The sequence below is a fragment of the Moraxella sp. TY6 genome (genome assembly GCF_048551375.1).
Taxonomy (GTDB): domain Bacteria; phylum Pseudomonadota; class Gammaproteobacteria; order Pseudomonadales; family Moraxellaceae; genus Faucicola.
Genome location: NZ_JBLYZJ010000006.1, coordinates 131,432 through 147,143, shown reverse-complemented (window position 1 = coordinate 147,143; position 15,712 = coordinate 131,432). Strand labels below are relative to the sequence as shown.

The following is a 15,712-nucleotide window of genomic DNA, read 5'->3' as shown; positions in this document are numbered from 1 at the left end:
TTTATTCTGCTATCGAATCACTATGAACGACCAATCAGACAATACCCATAAACAGCCAGAACATTCCCACGATAATTCCCTTGCCAATGACTTACCAAAACCCACCACTGACGAGGGTTTGACCGACAAGCATCCTATCATTGTTGAAGATGATGAATTGCTAACTCGCTCCAAAATCGAATTTGCCGATGAAGTCACAGGGCGAGCCAAACACCCCTCAAAATTCCGTGGTTTGGCAATCGTGGCGTTTGTGGTCATGTTATTGGGTTGGCTATTGTTTGCTTTTTATAACACCTTGTTTGGCACGATTAAACAACCCAAACAAATGATGACGGTGGATAAAGGCGAAACCTACTATGGGTTGGTTGATAAATGGGATAAAAAACAAAAACTATTTGTTGCCCCATTAGCCAAGCTATACATCAAGCTAAAAATGGATAAGTCACTGCATTCTGGCGTGTACCAAATTCCAGAAAACCCCAGTTTTGCCACCATGCTAAACGTACTTCAACAGGGTGAAAAAGTCGCCTTTATCAAAGTGCAAATCATCGAGGGTAAGACCGCCAAAGATTTATACAAACATCTGACCGACAATAAAGGCATCAAAAACGAAGTCATTAACGGCTCAAAAGTCGATGTCGCCAAACTTGGGCTGAATTTACCTGCTGAGTACACGCCAAACGGTAATCTTGAAGGCTGGTTTTCACCAGATACCTATTATTTTAATGAGGGCAGTAGCGACAAAAAAGTATTGACGGATTTATTTACTCGTCAGCATGATGCCTTGATGAGTGAGTGGGAAAAGCGTCAAGCCGACTTGCCGTATGCCACACCGTACGAAGCCTTGATTATGGCTTCTATCATCGAAAAAGAAACCAGTGTCGATAGCGAGCGTGGCGAAGTGGCAGGTGTGTTTATCAATCGTTTGAAGAAAAAAATGCGACTGCAAACCGACCCTACGGTGATTTATGGCATGGGTGAGCGGTATGATGGCAATATCCGCAGAGCCGATTTGGCAGAAAAAACCCCGTACAACACCTATCAAATTGACGGCTTACCACCCACGCCGATTGCATTGCCGAGTATTGCCTCTATCAAAGCCTCACTGCATCCTAACAATACGGATTCGCTGTACTTTGTGGCGACTGGTAAAGGTGGGCATAAATTTACCAGTAATTTGGCAGACCATAACGAAGCCGTACAAGAATACCTACGTGTCATTCGAGAAAAAAAGGCGAGTGAATAAATGATGAGTACATTGACACCGCAATTTATTAGTTTTGAAGGCACAGAAGGGGTGGGGAAAACCACGCTGATTCAAGGCGTTGCTGAGCATCTTCGCAAAGCAGGTATCGACTTCATCCAAACTCGTGAACCAGGGGGAAGTCCGTTTGCCGAAAAACTGCGTGAGTTACTGCTTGACCCTAACGTGACGATGGTGGAAGAAAGCGAACTGCTACTGATGTTTTCGGCACGAGCTGACCACCTAGCCAATACTATTTTGCCTGCACTTGCCAATAATCAATGGGTGCTGTGTGACCGTTTTATTGATTCAAGTCTAGCGTATCAAGGCTTTGGGCGTAAGCATGGCGACCCTAGTGAGCTTGCCAAAGTGCAACAATTAATTGATAGCTTTGTGCCACGGTTGCCAGATACCACGATTTGGCTAGATTTGCCTGTGATTGAGGGAATGAATCGAGCCAAAAGCCGAGGTAAGCTTGACCGCTTTGAGCAAGAGCAAGTGGCGTTTTTTGAGCGAGTGTATCAAGGCTTGGCGTATTGTCACGACCGCTATCCGCAACGGGTTAAACGCATTGATGCGAGTGGTTCAGTCGAAGATGTATTGCAAAGAGTTTTAACAGTGATTTAATAATAGACCTTTTTCCAATTCCTCAAGTAGTGTGGGTTAGCGAAGCGTTACCCACGAAATAGCGTGTTAAAACTGATGCCGTTTTAAGGCAATCTTTCGACCAGCTTAGGGCGAATGTTTGTATTTTTTTGCGTAACTCCTAGAAATAATAAGCATTTTTTGTAGGGGCGTATTGCATACGCCCTTTTATATTAATATTTTAAAATCAATGTGTTAAATGGTGCGAAAAACGCCCCCTACGTTTTTTATAGCTTTTATCAAGCATTAAATCAACCGTAATATCTTGAGATTTTGGGCGTATGCAATACGCCCCTACAGAATCATATCATTTAAAACATTATATTTAACAAACGCTTACGGCAAAGATGGTGTCAAAATGGTATCACCGACCACAGGTAAGGTCTGCGGAAAGTCCTTACTATAGTGCAAGCCTCGTGACTCGTGACGGCGTAATGCACAACGCACAATCAACTCAGACACCAACAATAAATTGCGTAATTCAATCAAATTTTTGCTCACCACAAAATTGGCATAATACTCATTCACTTCTTGTTTTAATAACAAAATCCGACTTAACGCACGGTGTAAGCGTTTATCCGAACGCACAATCCCCACATAATGCCACATGGTTTGGCGAAGCTCATCCCAGTTTTGTAGCACAATCACCTCTTCGTCAGGGTCAGTGACCTCTTGGCTATCCCACGCAGGGATGTTGGGCAGGCTTGGCACTCGGTCTTCAGCAAATGCACTGGCGATATGTTTGGCAGCACTCATCCCATACACAAAGCACTCAAGCAGTGAGTTACTTGCCATGCGGTTTGCCCCATGCAAGCCTGTAAAGGAGGTTTCGCCCAGTGCGTATAGATTGATGACATCGGTTTGGGCGTAGTCATTGACCATCACACCGCCACAAGTATAGTGGGCGGCAGGCACGACAGGGATTTTATCCACCGTCATATCAATGCCAAGCTCAAGCAAGCGTTCATACAACATAGGGAAATGGGCTTTGATAAATGCTGGGTCTTTGTGGGTGATATCCAGCCACACATGACGCAAGCCCAAACGCTTCATCTCAAAGTCAATGGTACGAGCCACCACATCTCGAGGGGCAAGCTCGCCACGCTCATCGAAGCGAAGCATAAATCGCTCGCCCTCTGGATGTTCTTTGGTCGGTGGCAGACGTAGATATGCCCCTTCGCCTCGCATCGCCTCGGTAATCAAAAACGAACGTGCCTCTGGGTGATATAGGCAAGTTGGGTGAAATTGGTTAAACTCAAGGTTTGCCACTCGGCAACCTGCACGCCATGCCATCGCAATGCCATCACCTGTGGCGATATCGGGATTTGAGGTATAAAGATAAGCTTTTGACGCACCGCCACACGCAAGGGCGACAAATGGGGCAACAAAGGTCATCACTTGATTGGTTTGCAAATCCAACGCATACAAGCCCACCGCACGGTTGGTTTCGCTGATAGGGGCATCGGCAAGTTTAGCAAGTTTATTGGTGGTGATGACATCAATCGCCGTGACATATTCAAATAGCTTAACATTCGGGCATTGTTTGACACGTTTCACCAAGGTAGTCGAAATCGCCACCCCTGTCGCATCGGCAGCGTGGATGATACGGCGTTTGGTGTGACCGCCCTCACGAGTCAGATGCAAGGTTTCATTTTCATCAAGGGTAAATTTGACACCTTGTTTTAACAAGAACTCCACCGCCTCACGGCTATGCTCAACGGTAAACCGCACCGCATCGGCATGACATAGCCCAGCCCCTGCAATCAGCGTATCACTGACGTGTTCATCGACCGAATCATCATCCGACAGCACCGCCGCCACACCGCCTTGAGCATAAAAGGTACTGGCTTCGGTGAGTTTGTCTTTGGCAAGTACCGCAATGTTGAGGTGGCTTGGCAAAGATAACGCCAACGTCAGACCTGCACCGCCACTGCCGACAATCACCACGTCAAAATGGTGGGCATTGTTTGAATTGGGTATGATGGGGGAAGGATTGGTAGCGTCTTGGTCAAGGTGAGTCATAATTAGCTGTCCCTAAAATATGCGGTATGATGGCATTTTTGCATAATTTCTAAATTATCACAAATCCAATAAATATCGTATTGTAGGGGCTTATTGCATAAGCCCAATATTTGAAATCTTAAAATAGGGCGTAAGCATTACGCCCCTACGACTTTAAATTTTGGATTCGATATTAGGTTTTACACAAAAGTGTTATTTGTAGATTTGGGTCAAAGTATCAGACCCAACATAAATGATTGATAGTGTCGTCTGATGATACCATTTTTTGAGCAATAGTTTCAGATAAAGGTGACGGTATGCTACCATTTTTTGGCGATTTGGGAGGGGCGTTGGCAATTATCCACATGCTTGCACAATAACGCTTAAACTATGGCGATATTTTGTGGTAAACTACTCGCCATAATTTGGTGTAATAATGATGTTATTGGAAAAATAAAGCCCTATAGTATAAAAGGTATTCAGCTATGACAACCATTCAAGAAAGATTGCAAGGTTCGATGGTTGCTTTAATTACGCCCATGCACAGCAATGGGGACGTAGATTGGCAATCATTAGCCACCCTTATCGATTGGCAAATTGAACAAGGCACAAAGGTGCTAGTGGCTGTCGGCACGACAGGCGAATCTGCCACCCTTTCCATGCAAGAGCATGCGGATGTCATCGAATTTTATATCAAGCAAGTGAATGGACGAGTGCCTGTCATGGCTGGTACAGGGGCGAATAATACCCTAGAAGCCATCGAATTGACCCAGCACGCCAAACAAGCAGGGGCGGATGCCGTATTATTGGTTGCACCTTACTACAACAAACCGACCCAAGAAGGTATTTATCAACATTATAAAGCCATTGCTGAAGCGGTGGATATTCCACAAGTGTTGTATAATGTACCGGGGCGTACCATTGTTGATGTTCAGCAAGCCACCGTGGAGCGTTTGGCAGATATCGAAAATATCGTTTCGATTAAAGATGCCACAGGCGATGTCGCTCGTGGGGCGAAACTCATCGAAGCCATCAAAGGGCGGATGACCGTACTATCAGGGGATGATGCCACCGCCTTGCAACTGATGAAACATGGGGCAAAAGGTAATATTTCGGTCACTGCCAACATCGCACCACAAATCATGGGGCAAGTGTATGACTTAGCCCTAAAAGGTGAGTTTGATAAAGCCGAAGCATTGGACAAAACCTTGGCACATTTACACAAAGATTTATTTATCGAGTCTAGCCCAATTCCTGTCAAATATGCCTTACATAAAATGGGGCGTATCGAATCAGGCATCCGCTTGCCGTTGACATGGCTGTCTGAGCAATATCACGCCACCATTGATGCCGACTTAGCACAGGCAGGGCTATTATGAAACAGGTTATGAACGCTATGACAAACAACTTCATGGGTATCGGCTTGGTCAGCCTCGTATTGGCGACCACAGGTTGCTCGACCTTTAAACACAAAGTGGGCGATAACTCTTTGGACTATACCAAAACCCAAAAACTTGCCCCTGTGCAACTGCCTGCGGATAGCCAAACCTATCCTTTTGTGCCAATGTACCAAGTGCCTGAATCTGGTGAAAACACCCTAAAATTGACAGGCGAACAAGGCAAGCGTTTTGTATTGCCAAAACCCATTAGTACCGTTAAATAATTAATTCCTTTTCCAAATAACCCATTTTTTATACAAACTCTGGTGGAAAAACCCATGCAAAAACAACAACTGCTTTATAAAGGTAAAGCCAAATCGGTATTTGAAACCCAAGACCCAGACTACCTTGTATTGGAGTTTCGTGACGATACTTCGGCATTCAATGGCGAACGTATCGAACAATTGGCTCGTAAAGGTCAAGTCAATAACCGCTTTAATGCCTATATCATGCAAAAGCTTGCCGAGGCAGGTATCGAAACCCACTTTGAAAAGCAACTCAGCGACAGCGAAGTATTGGTCAAACGCCTAAAAATGATTCCTGTTGAATGTGTGGTGCGTAACTATGCCGCAGGTTCATTGGTACGCCGTTTAGGTCTAGAAGAGGGTAAAGCACTGACCCCACCAACTTTTGAATTGTTTTTTAAAGATGATGCGTTAGGCGACCCAATGGTCAACGAATCGCAAGCCATTGCATTGGGCTGGGCGACCGAAGCTCAACTTGCCGAAATGAAAGCCTTAACCTATAAAGTCAATGACGTGCTATCACAACTGTTTGATGCAGGCGGATTGATGTTGGTAGATTTCAAACTTGAGTTTGGTCTATTCAAAGACCGTATCGTATTGGGTGATGAATTTTCGCCAGATGGATGCCGTGTTTGGGATAAAGAAACCAAGAAAAAACTCGACAAAGACCGTTTCCGTCAAAGCCTTGGTGATGTGATTGAAGGCTATGAAGAAGTTGCCCAACGTATTGGCGTACCGATGAATTAATGGGTGGCATTATTTTTAATTAGGACTTACGCAAAAGACACTGGATTCCTGCATACGCAGGAATGACGACAAAGATTTTAATTACTCGTCACCCCTGCGAAGGCAGGGAACTAGCGTCTTTTTTATTTGCAAAGTTATCCAAAATTGCGTAAGTCCTATTAATTAGAAATAACATCCGTTCTGTAGGGGCGTATTGCATACGCCCAAGATTGTAAAACGTTGTTAAATTTGTAAAAAGCCAGATTCTTATAATCTGGCTTTTTTATTTATTTTAACCCCAAAATCGCCATCACCCCATCCAGTCCTGCCACGGTCACTGCATAGTCCGCTTGTTCACGTACCACAGGTTTGGCACGATAGGCGATGCCGATATCAGCAAGACCTAGCATCGGTAAATCATTCGCCCCATCGCCTACCGCCACGGTTTGGGATAACTCAATATTTAAACGTTTTGCCACGGTTTGTAAGATTTCGGCTTTGCGGTTACCATCGACAATTGGCGAGGTGATTTCGCCTGTGACTTTCCCATCGACAATATCTAAATCATTGGCATAAATTTCATCAATGCCAAGTTCGGTTTTGACATATTCAGCAAAATAATTAAACCCACCTGACACCAATACCACATAATAACCGTTGGCTTTAAGGGCAGTGATTAGGCGTTTTGCCCCAAGGCTAAAGCTAATATGATTGGCAATGATATCCTCTAATACCGCACTATCCAAGCCTTTAAGCAAGGCGACACGGCGAGTAAAGCTTTCATTAAAATCAATCTCACCACGCATCGCAGATTCAGTGATGATATTGACCTGTTCGCCAATGCCTGCTTTTTTGGCAAGCTCAACAATCACCTCTTGCTCAATCAAGGTCGAATCCATGTCAAATAACGCCAATTTATGCGGACTTAGATAGGTCGCCAACGGCATGATATTAACGTCAATATGCCCCAAATTGGCTTGATGAAACACCTGTTTGATGGTTTGACAAACTTGGTCGGCATGGCTGACATCGCCTGTCAATACCCAGCGTACACAGGTCACAGGGCTGACTTGCTCGGCTTGTGCCAACCTTGCATTGGCATGCCAATCTTGCTCGCTCACCAAGGTGGTCTGCTCAACAATACGTAAACTGGGATAATGCGTGGCTAATAAATGACTGACTTTCGCCAGTGTTCCCAGTTCAAGTTTGGCAGTGGTCAGTGTCAAAACCCAACTATTGGGTGATTGAGCCTCAATTTTATGCAAAAAATTTGCCGTCATGTGTATTTGCCCCTTGTGCGTCAAAAAAATAAACATGATAATGTAGCATTTAATTATCGCCAAAGAAAGTTTATTATACCCATGAATTATCTTGCCCCACGCCAAGGCATTTTTGCCATTATATTATTGATTAGTTTTTGCCTAAATATCATCATGTTAGTATTTAGCACTGAAAAACAACAATATGAATACCGCACCGATAAAGGTGAAAAAATTGTCGAGCAATTGGGCAAAGAATCCATGACGGCAATTGCCAATCAAGACCGAATTAGCCTAAGCGTATTAGCCAATCGCTATCAAGTCGATAATGATATCGCCAAACTGGTCATCAGCGACCAAAATAAACAAACATTGGTACAAATCGGACAATCACAAACCGAAACAGGTCAAGTGATTGAAGATAATATTATCCAAAATAATCAACTTTTAGGCTATGCCAGTGTCACCATGAAAGCCGTTTCTAAAGGTGAAATCATCAGTGGGCAATGGTTATTTTTGTTGGGTTCGGCGATTTTACATGGGTTTTTGTGGTTGATTTATGGGTATTTGGCACGCCCCACCCGTCAACAGCTTGAGCAATTGGGTGAAAAAGTCCAACAACGCCTTGCTTTGGCTCGAATCAACAATGAAAACATGGCGACAACAGGTGTGGCAGACCCACAGCCATCGAGTGAAGAAGCACTGTCAGTTGAGCAAGATAGCCGTTCGATTACCGACTTTTTATACCCCAATAAAAACCAAACCGACAGCGATAGCACACTTGATGACACGCAATCCTTCGCCAGTGAACTGCACACAGCGGAGAATGACGCACCCAATATCTACCAAACCACTGCCCAACCTAGCGTTTCGCCCAATGTCATCGTGCCAGCTTATAATCAATATGCCCAAATTCAAATGCAAATTTGCTTTTTTGATGAATTTCATTTGCTGGATCGTGTCGCACCAGAGCTTGCCAATCCGTATCTACGCCTTTGTGACCAACTATTTGCTCGTACCGCAGAAAGCCTGTTTGAGCATAGCCACGCCCTCATCAATCGCTATATCAAAGATGTCAAACTTACCCAAGTTTCGCACTTTAGCACCCAAGGGGCAGTGGTGCATTTAAGCGGTAAAGCCGAACAGCTTCCTTTGGCATCGGTATTGCTTGCCAAATTGGTGATTATGGTCAATCAAGTGGTGTACGAAAAACACCGTGAACTGTCACGTTTTGCCTTGCCCATTCATGTCGGTGCGAGCCTCAACCAACAATATGATGCCATCCATCAATTGATGGCAAATCATGGCAAAGAAGATGGTTTACTGTTATTGTACCCACAACCCTTGCTAAAAACCCTCGATGGGCAAGTACAGCTCAAAAATATCAAACATCCTACCAGTGTCATCGAACGTGAAGCTCTGCTGTATCAAGGCTTATCTGCTATTTTGATGAAAGAAATGATTGAGAAACGAGATACGATTTTGACCAGTAGTGACACGGACAATATGGACAAATCATCATAACCCAATCCAAAAAATACTTGACTTATCAGATTAAAGCCATTATAAGGCTGTATAAATCAAAACTTTGCTAAAACTTTTGCACACGACATGACGGAGGCACACTTATGGCAGACACGGATTTAGAAGACGGATTTGAAGACGAAAGCTTTGATGATGATGATGACGCACGACTGGCAGATGATGACGCATCAGGTCGAGGGCGTGCGAGCAGTCTTGAAAAAAGACGATTGATTGACAATTTATTAGAAGAAAAACGTCTTGAACGCTCACTCAAAGACGGTTTTGACGATTTTGATAAAGACTTAGACGACCTAGATGATGACGATGACTGGGACGATGATGATTTTGATGACTAATGCGAACTTAGTCATCACCAACTGACATAACCAAAGGTAAATAACAATGATGAACTTTGATGATTTAATGGATTTTTTGGATAGCGATGACAACGAATTTGGTATGCCAAGTATCGCTACGCATGGTTTTTTGACTGCCTCTATCGTGGGCAAGCCACTCAAAGATTGGCAAGATTTTTTATTTGAAGGGCATCAAAAACAGGTCAAACCTGCGGTACTTGACGCATTGACAGCATGGCGAGATGAGCTAAAAGCCACGCTACAAGATGAGCGTGAGATTGAATTACCATTTGATATCGAAGACATTGATTATGATGATGTCATTGAGTCGGATGTGGGTGAATGGTCAGTGGGTTTTGTTGATGCGATGTATGCCAGCGAAGATGAAGAGGCGGATTGGTTTAGCGATGAAGACACCCAAGAAGATGTGGCGATGTTGACCTTGCCGATGGTGTTGTTTAGTGGGATTGATGCCGAAGAGCCTGATATGGTTGAGTTGATGAAAGACCCAGATACCATGAGCCAAATGGCAGAAGCCATTGAGAAAAATGTCGTGGAATTGTTTTTGTTATTCCATACCAATGATTAAATAAAAAAGGGTAATTCCCTTTAATCTCCCCCAACCCCTTCTTTATGAAAGAGGGGGCTACACCGCCATAAATTAGACTAAAACGGAGGTGAAGTCCCCCTTTAAAAAAGGTGAGGAATATATTCCGCAAGGGGGGATTAAAACTTAAAGCAGTTATAATCCTAAAAGGGTGTAAGCAATCTTATTTATGCTCAAGTTGTGGCACGTCACAGCCTTGTTCCATGCGTAATAGACCGCTATTGCTATAGATACCCAATTTAAAGCGAGTATCATTGATATCCAAATTACGCATCGTCAACTGACCGATTCTATCCATTGGTGTAAAGGCAGAATTCTCTACTTTTTCCATTGAAAGACGCTCTGGGGCGTAGGTCAAGTTTGGTGATTCGGTATTCAGAATCGTGAAGTCATTACCACGGCGTAGCTCTAGTGTGACCTCACCTGTGATGGCTTTGGCGACCCAGCGTTGGGCAGATTCACGAAGCATCAAGGCTTGCGAATCAAACCAACGACCTTGATACAACAAGCGACCCAAGCGAATACCATTGATACGGTATTGCTCGATGGTGTCTTCATTATGAATGCCAGTCACCAAACGCTCATACGCAATGTGTAACAACGCCATCGCAGGGGCTTCGTAGATACCACGAGATTTGGCTTCGATGATACGGTTTTCGATTTGGTCAGTCATACCAAGACCATGACGACCACCGATTTCATTGGCTTTGAGAATCAACTCAACTGGGCTGTTAAAGGTTTCGCCATTGAGTGCCACAGGTACGCCTTCTTCAAAACGTACGCTGACCGTTTCAGGTTGAATATCAATAGACATATCCCAAAATGCCACACCCATAATCGGCTCAACAATTTGCATACTGGCATCCAAAAATTCCAAATCTTTGGCTTCATGGGTCGCCCCTAGCATATTAGAATCGGTCGAATAGGCTTTTTCTTTTGACATTTTATAATGATATTCATGGTCAAGCAAAAATTGTGACATTTCCGCACGACCACCTAATTCATCAATAAAAGTTTGGTCTAACCAAGGTTTATAGATTTTTAGCTTAGGATTGGTCAACAAGCCATAACGATAAAAACGCTCGATATCATTGCCTTTATAAGTCGAGCCATCGCCCCAAATATTGACATCATCGACATTCATCGCACTGACTAGCATCGTGCCTGTCACAGCACGACCCAATGGCGTAGTGTTAAAATATGGCATACCGCCTGTACTGACATGAAATGCCCCACATTGAATGGCAGTAATCCCCTCATGGGCTAATTGCAAACGGCAGTCAATCAAACGTGCCTCAATCGCCCCATATTCAAGGGCTTTTTGGGGAATGGCATTGTAGTCATCTTCGTCTGGCTGACCTAGGTTGGCAGTGTAAGCATAAGGCAAAGCCCCTTTTTGCTTCATCCAAAGCAAGGCGGCCGAGGTATCAAGACCGCCAGAAAAGGCGATACCGACTTTTTGTCCAACTGGGACAGATTGTAAAATGGTGGCGTGGTCGTTCATCAGCGTTCCTAACAATTATCTAACAATAAAAATAAGGTAAATATGTCACTAAAGCGTGGGGTATTGTAACATTTTTGCTGGGGCTTTTTGAGCCAATTTGATAATAAACCATTAAATAAAAAATCCAGTTAATCGTAACTGGATTTTTTATTTGGCAGTGTCTTATTGGTATAAAATCTTAACGATTTCGTATTCTACTGTGCCACTTGGGGTTTCGATTTTGGCTTCATCGCCTTCGGATTTGCCAATCAAACCACGAGCAATGGGTGAGTTGATTGAGATTTTATTGGCTTTAAAATCCGCCTCATCATCGCCTACGATTTTATAGGTTTTTTGCTCTTCGGTGTCAAGGTTTTCGATGACCACGGTCACGCCAAACACCACACGCCCATCTTGAGGGATTTTGAGTGGGTCGATGACTTCAGCACCGCCTAGTTTAGCTTCGATATCACGGATACGAGCCTCGCAAAAGCCTTGCTGTTCACGGGCGGCGTGGTATTCGGCGTTTTCTTTTAGGTCGCCATGTTCACGAGCTTCGGCAATGGCGGCGGTAATGCGTGGGCGGTCAACGGTTTTGAGCTGTTTTAGCTCTTCTTCGAGCGAAGCGTGACCTTGTGGGGTCATGGGATAACGTTGCATAAGATTTCCTTGTCAAAAATATACAGGTCAAAATATACGCAAGGTGGCAAAAAATGTTGCGTGGCTTTTCTGCATAGTTTTCTTACGTATAAAAAAAACCATGCTAGGCAGTATTACCACCTAGCAGGGTCGTTAAATTTCGCTGTGAACGGTCAAACCGTTTAATGGGGCTATTGTAGCAATTTTTGGATAAAATGCAACTGATTATTGTTTCAATCCATCGAAAAAGCCAATAATATCAATCATTGGCTTTTTATTTAGAAAAGTACAATGAACGCTTATTTCGCTTGAGCGTGCAATTCTTGCAATTTATATACTTCAAACGGCAATTGTACTTTATAGGCTTCCGCCACCGCCGCCGCCGCATTGAGCGTTGTCACATTAAACACTTTGTGTTGCAAGGCACTACGGCGAATTGAGAACGAATCTTCGTGGGCTTGTTTGCCTTCAGTAGTGTTTACCACAATGGCAATTTCACCATTTTTGATGGCATCAACAATATGTGGGCGACCTTCATTGACTTTGTTGACTTTTTCACATGCCAATCCAGCATCGCTTAATACTTGATGCGTACCGCCTGTGGCAACCAATCCAAAGCCATATTCGATGAATTGTTTGGCAATCGGAATTAAGTTGGCTTTATCACTATCACGCACCGATAGGAAGACTTTTTTCACTTCACCATCAACTGGCAAACCAGGTAAGCGGTCATTACTACCGATGATAGCTTTATAATACGCTTCGCCAAAGGTCTGACCCACGCCCATGACTTCACCCGTTGATTTCATCTCTGGGCTAAGGATTGGGTCAACCCCCGGAAACTTGGCAAATGGGAATACTGCCTCTTTGACCGCAAAGAAACTTGGAATCACCTCTTGGGTAAAGCCTTGCTCTGCCAAGGTTTTGCCTGCCATACAGCGAGCGGCGACTTGGGCAAGCGATGTGCCGATACATTTTGACACAAAAGGCACGGTACGAGAGGCACGAGGATTGACCTCAAGGATATACACCACGCCGTCTTTGACCGCATATTGCACGTTCATCAAGCCGACCACGCCAAGCTCTTTTGCCATTGCCACCGTTTGCTCACGCATGACATCACAAATCTCTTGACCGAGCGAATAAGGCGGAATCGAGCAAGCCGAGTCGCCAGAATGCACGCCTGCCTGTTCGATATGTTGCATGATACCGCCAATCACCACGTTTGTGCCGTCCGAGATACAATCCACATCGACCTCAATCGCATCATCAAGGAAGCGGTCAAGTAGCACAGGGGCTTCATTCGAGGCTTGTACCGCCTCACGCAAGTAACGGCGGAGTTCGCTTTCGTTATACACGATTTCCATGGCACGACCGCCCAACACATACGAAGGACGCACCACCAGCGGATAGCCGACTTTTTCGGCTTTGACAATACCGTCTTCGGTACTGGTCGCCAACGCATTGGGTGGCTGAGTAAAGCCTAACTGGTTAATCATGTGTTGGAAGCGTTCACGGTCTTCGGCACGGTCGATGGCATCTGGGCTAGTACCGATGATATGCACACCTGCGGCTTCTAAGGCACGAGCAAGTTTCAATGGCGTTTGACCACCATACTGCACAATCACGCCTTCAGGTTTTTCGATACGTACGATTTCTAGTACATCTTCAAGGGTAATCGGCTCAAAATATAGACGGTCAGAGGTATCATAATCGGTCGAAACGGTTTCTGGGTTACAGTTCACCATGATGGTTTCATAACCGTCTTCACGCATTGCCAATGCCGCATGCACACAGCAATAATCAAACTCAATGCCTTGTCCGATACGGTTTGGGCCACCACCGATGACCATGATTTTTTTGTTATTGGTCGGCTGTGCTTCGCACTCATCGTCATAGCTTGAGTACATATAAGCGGTTGAAGTTTCAAACTCGGCGGCACAAGTATCGACACGTTTATAAACAGGATAAACGCCCAAATCCCAACGCTTTTTACGCAGTTGTTTTTGTGAAATACCAAGTAAGGTAGCAAGGCGTAAATCTGATAAACCTTTACGTTTAAACGCACGTAACACATCGGCTGTCAAACCACCAAAGCCCGTTTCTTTGACTTGTTTTTCGGTTTTAACGATGTCTTCGATTTGTACCAAGAACCAAGGGTCAATGTTGGTAAAGTTAAACACCTCATCCACACTCATGCCAAAGCGGAACGCATCGGCAACGTAGAAAATACGCTCTGGGGTCGGGGTTTTTAGTTTAACTTTCAGTGTACTACGAATGCTGTCAGTATCTTGGTTTAAATCCAAATACTCATCAAAACCATTCACGCCAATCTCAAGCCCACGCAAGGCTTTTTGCATCGACTCTTGGAAATTACGCCCAATCGCCATGACTTCACCGACTGACTTCATTTGCGTTGATAGCGTGTTATCGGCTTGTGGGAATTTTTCAAAGTTAAAACGAGGTACTTTGGTCACCACATAGTCAATTGATGGCTCAAAACTGGCTGGGGTTTTACCGCCTGTGATGTCGTTTTTGAGTTCATCAAGCGTGTAACCAACGGCGAGTTTGGCAGCGATTTTGGCAATCGGAAAGCCAGTCGCCTTAGACGCTAACGCAGAAGAACGGCTAACACGAGGGTTCATCTCGATGACAACCATACGCCCTGTTTTTGGGTCGATGCCAAACTGGACGTTTGAACCGCCTGTTTCCACGCCAATCTCACGCAATACCGCAATCGAGGCATTTCGCATGATTTGGTATTCTTTGTCGGTCAAAGTCTGAGCAGGGGCAACGGTAATCGAGTCGCCTGTGTGTACGCCCATTGGGTCGAAGTTTTCAATTGAACAGATGATGATACAGTTGTCGTTTTTGTCACGCACGACTTCCATTTCGTATTCTTTCCAGCCGATTAAGCTTTCGTCAATCAATAGCTGTTTGGTCGGCGACAGGTCAAAACCACGTTCGCAAATCTCGACAAATTCGTCACGGTTGTAAGCGATACCACCGCCCGAACCGCCCATGGTGAATGATGGACGAATGATACAAGGGAAGCCGACTTTGGCTTGGATTTCAAAGGCTTCTTGCATATTGCCTGCGACTTCGGCACGAGGACATTCTAAGCCGATTTTTTTCATGGCTTTGTCGAATAGGTCACGGTCTTCGGCTTTTTCGATGGCATCTTTGGTCGCACCGATTAGCTCACAGCCGTATTTTGCCAATACGCCATGTTTATCAAGGTCTAACGCACAGTTAAGTGCGGTCTGTCCGCCCATGGTTGGCAAGATGGCATCTGGGCGTTCTTTTTCGATGATACGCTCAACGGTTTGCCATGTAATCGGCTCGATGTAGGTGGCATCCGCCATGACAGGGTCGGTCATGATGGTGGCTGGGTTTGAGTTGACGAGAATGACTCGGTAGCCTTCTTCACGCAAGGCTTTACAGGCTTGAGCACCTGAGTAGTCGAATTCACAGGCTTGTCCGATGACGATTGGACCTGCACCGATGATTAAGATGGATTTGATATCTGTACGTTTTGGCATGGT

General features: G+C 44.7%; 13 protein-coding genes. 8 read left to right on the top strand and 5 right to left on the bottom strand.

What is annotated here, in order from left to right:
* Positions 1-22: 22 nt before the first annotated feature.
* The gene (gene mltG, locus ACK1U4_RS06380) at positions 23-1,246 is read left to right on the top strand and encodes an endolytic transglycosylase MltG (protein ID WP_419400780.1); all 1,224 of its coding nucleotides are present in this window, start codon (positions 23-25) and stop codon (positions 1,244-1,246) included.
* The gene (gene tmk / locus ACK1U4_RS06375) at positions 1,247-1,870 is read left to right on the top strand and encodes a dTMP kinase (RefSeq protein ID WP_419400779.1); all 624 of its coding nucleotides are present in this window, start codon (positions 1,247-1,249) and stop codon (positions 1,868-1,870) included. It abuts the gene before it with no gap.
* A gap of 354 nt (positions 1,871-2,224) precedes the next feature.
* Here the strand turns inward: tmk and nadB are convergent, their stop codons facing one another.
* The gene (gene nadB, locus ACK1U4_RS06370; protein ID WP_419400778.1) at positions 2,225-3,910 is read right to left on the bottom strand and encodes an L-aspartate oxidase; all 1,686 of its coding nucleotides are present in this window, start codon (positions 3,908-3,910) and stop codon (positions 2,225-2,227) included.
* Between the two features lie 464 nt (positions 3,911-4,374).
* Here nadB and dapA point away from each other — a divergent pair, with 464 nt between their 5' ends.
* The 3 genes from dapA to purC are packed head-to-tail and all read left to right on the top strand — an operon-like array spanning position 4,375 to position 6,320.
* A complete protein-coding gene (dapA, locus tag ACK1U4_RS06365) occupies positions 4,375-5,268 on the top strand; it encodes a 4-hydroxy-tetrahydrodipicolinate synthase (protein WP_419400777.1) in 894 nt (297 codons plus the stop codon).
* A 17-nt stretch (positions 5,269-5,285) separates the two neighbouring features.
* Entirely contained in the window at positions 5,286-5,552 is a 267-nt protein-coding gene (locus tag ACK1U4_RS06360; RefSeq protein WP_419400776.1) for a hypothetical protein, read from the top strand.
* Positions 5,553-5,606: 54 nt separating this feature from the next.
* Positions 5,607-6,320: a phosphoribosylaminoimidazolesuccinocarboxamide synthase gene (gene purC, locus ACK1U4_RS06355; protein ID WP_419400775.1), complete on the top strand. Its 714-nt coding sequence runs from the start codon at positions 5,607-5,609 to the stop codon at positions 6,318-6,320.
* Between the two features lie 266 nt (positions 6,321-6,586).
* Here purC and serB read toward each other — a convergent pair whose 3' ends face one another.
* A complete protein-coding gene (gene serB, locus ACK1U4_RS06350; RefSeq protein WP_419400774.1) occupies positions 6,587-7,579 on the bottom strand; it encodes a phosphoserine phosphatase SerB in 993 nt (330 codons plus the stop codon).
* Here serB and ACK1U4_RS06345 point away from each other — a divergent pair.
* The 3 genes from ACK1U4_RS06345 to ACK1U4_RS06335 all read left to right on the top strand — a co-directional run bounded on the left by ACK1U4_RS06345 (position 7,559) and on the right by ACK1U4_RS06335 (position 10,027).
* A complete protein-coding gene (locus tag ACK1U4_RS06345; RefSeq protein ID WP_419421664.1) occupies positions 7,559-9,082 on the top strand; it encodes a hypothetical protein in 1,524 nt (507 codons plus the stop codon). The genes serB and ACK1U4_RS06345 overlap by 21 nt on opposite strands.
* Before the next feature lie 104 nt (positions 9,083-9,186).
* A complete protein-coding gene (locus tag ACK1U4_RS06340) occupies positions 9,187-9,438 on the top strand; it encodes a PA3496 family putative envelope integrity protein (protein ID WP_419400772.1) in 252 nt (83 codons plus the stop codon).
* Positions 9,439-9,487: 49 nt separating this feature from the next.
* On the top strand, positions 9,488-10,027 hold the full coding sequence (locus ACK1U4_RS06335; protein ID WP_419400807.1) for a UPF0149 family protein: 540 nt from the start codon (positions 9,488-9,490) through the stop codon (positions 10,025-10,027).
* Positions 10,028-10,208: 181 nt separating this feature from the next.
* On the opposite strand, the gene argG is transcribed toward ACK1U4_RS06335, so the two are convergent.
* From argG to carB, 3 genes are all read right to left on the bottom strand, one after another.
* A complete protein-coding gene (gene argG, locus ACK1U4_RS06330) occupies positions 10,209-11,564 on the bottom strand; it encodes an argininosuccinate synthase (RefSeq protein WP_419400771.1) in 1,356 nt (451 codons plus the stop codon).
* 147 nt (positions 11,565-11,711) lie between these two features.
* Positions 11,712-12,188, bottom strand: coding sequence for a transcription elongation factor GreA (greA, locus tag ACK1U4_RS06325; protein ID WP_419400770.1), 477 nt, complete (start codon positions 12,186-12,188; stop codon positions 11,712-11,714).
* 278 nt (positions 12,189-12,466) lie between these two features.
* Positions 12,467-15,709, bottom strand: coding sequence for a carbamoyl-phosphate synthase large subunit (gene carB, locus ACK1U4_RS06320; RefSeq protein WP_419400769.1), 3,243 nt, complete (start codon positions 15,707-15,709; stop codon positions 12,467-12,469).
* Positions 15,710-15,712 lie beyond the last annotated feature (3 nt).

Excerpts from the sequence above, each read along its gene's own strand:
- mltG (WP_419400780.1), top strand. The coding sequence starts at position 23 with ATGAACGACCAATCAGACAATACCCATAAACAGCCAGAACATTCCCAC.
- tmk (WP_419400779.1), top strand. The coding sequence starts at position 1,247 with ATGATGAGTACATTGACACCGCAATTTATTAGTTTTGAAGGCACAGAA.
- nadB (WP_419400778.1), bottom strand. The coding sequence starts at position 3,910 with ATGACTCACCTTGACCAAGACGCTACCAATCCTTCCCCCATCATACCC.
- dapA (WP_419400777.1), top strand. The coding sequence starts at position 4,375 with ATGACAACCATTCAAGAAAGATTGCAAGGTTCGATGGTTGCTTTAATT.
- ACK1U4_RS06360 (WP_419400776.1), top strand. The coding sequence starts at position 5,286 with ATGACAAACAACTTCATGGGTATCGGCTTGGTCAGCCTCGTATTGGCG.
- purC (WP_419400775.1), top strand. The coding sequence starts at position 5,607 with ATGCAAAAACAACAACTGCTTTATAAAGGTAAAGCCAAATCGGTATTT.
- ACK1U4_RS06345 (WP_419421664.1), top strand. The coding sequence starts at position 7,559 with ATGCAAAAAATTTGCCGTCATGTGTATTTGCCCCTTGTGCGTCAAAAA.
- serB (WP_419400774.1), bottom strand. The coding sequence starts at position 7,579 with ATGACGGCAAATTTTTTGCATAAAATTGAGGCTCAATCACCCAATAGT.
- ACK1U4_RS06340 (WP_419400772.1), top strand. The coding sequence starts at position 9,187 with ATGGCAGACACGGATTTAGAAGACGGATTTGAAGACGAAAGCTTTGAT.
- ACK1U4_RS06335 (WP_419400807.1), top strand. The coding sequence starts at position 9,488 with ATGAACTTTGATGATTTAATGGATTTTTTGGATAGCGATGACAACGAA.
- greA (WP_419400770.1), bottom strand. The coding sequence starts at position 12,188 with ATGCAACGTTATCCCATGACCCCACAAGGTCACGCTTCGCTCGAAGAA.
- carB (WP_419400769.1), bottom strand. The coding sequence starts at position 15,709 with ATGCCAAAACGTACAGATATCAAATCCATCTTAATCATCGGTGCAGGT.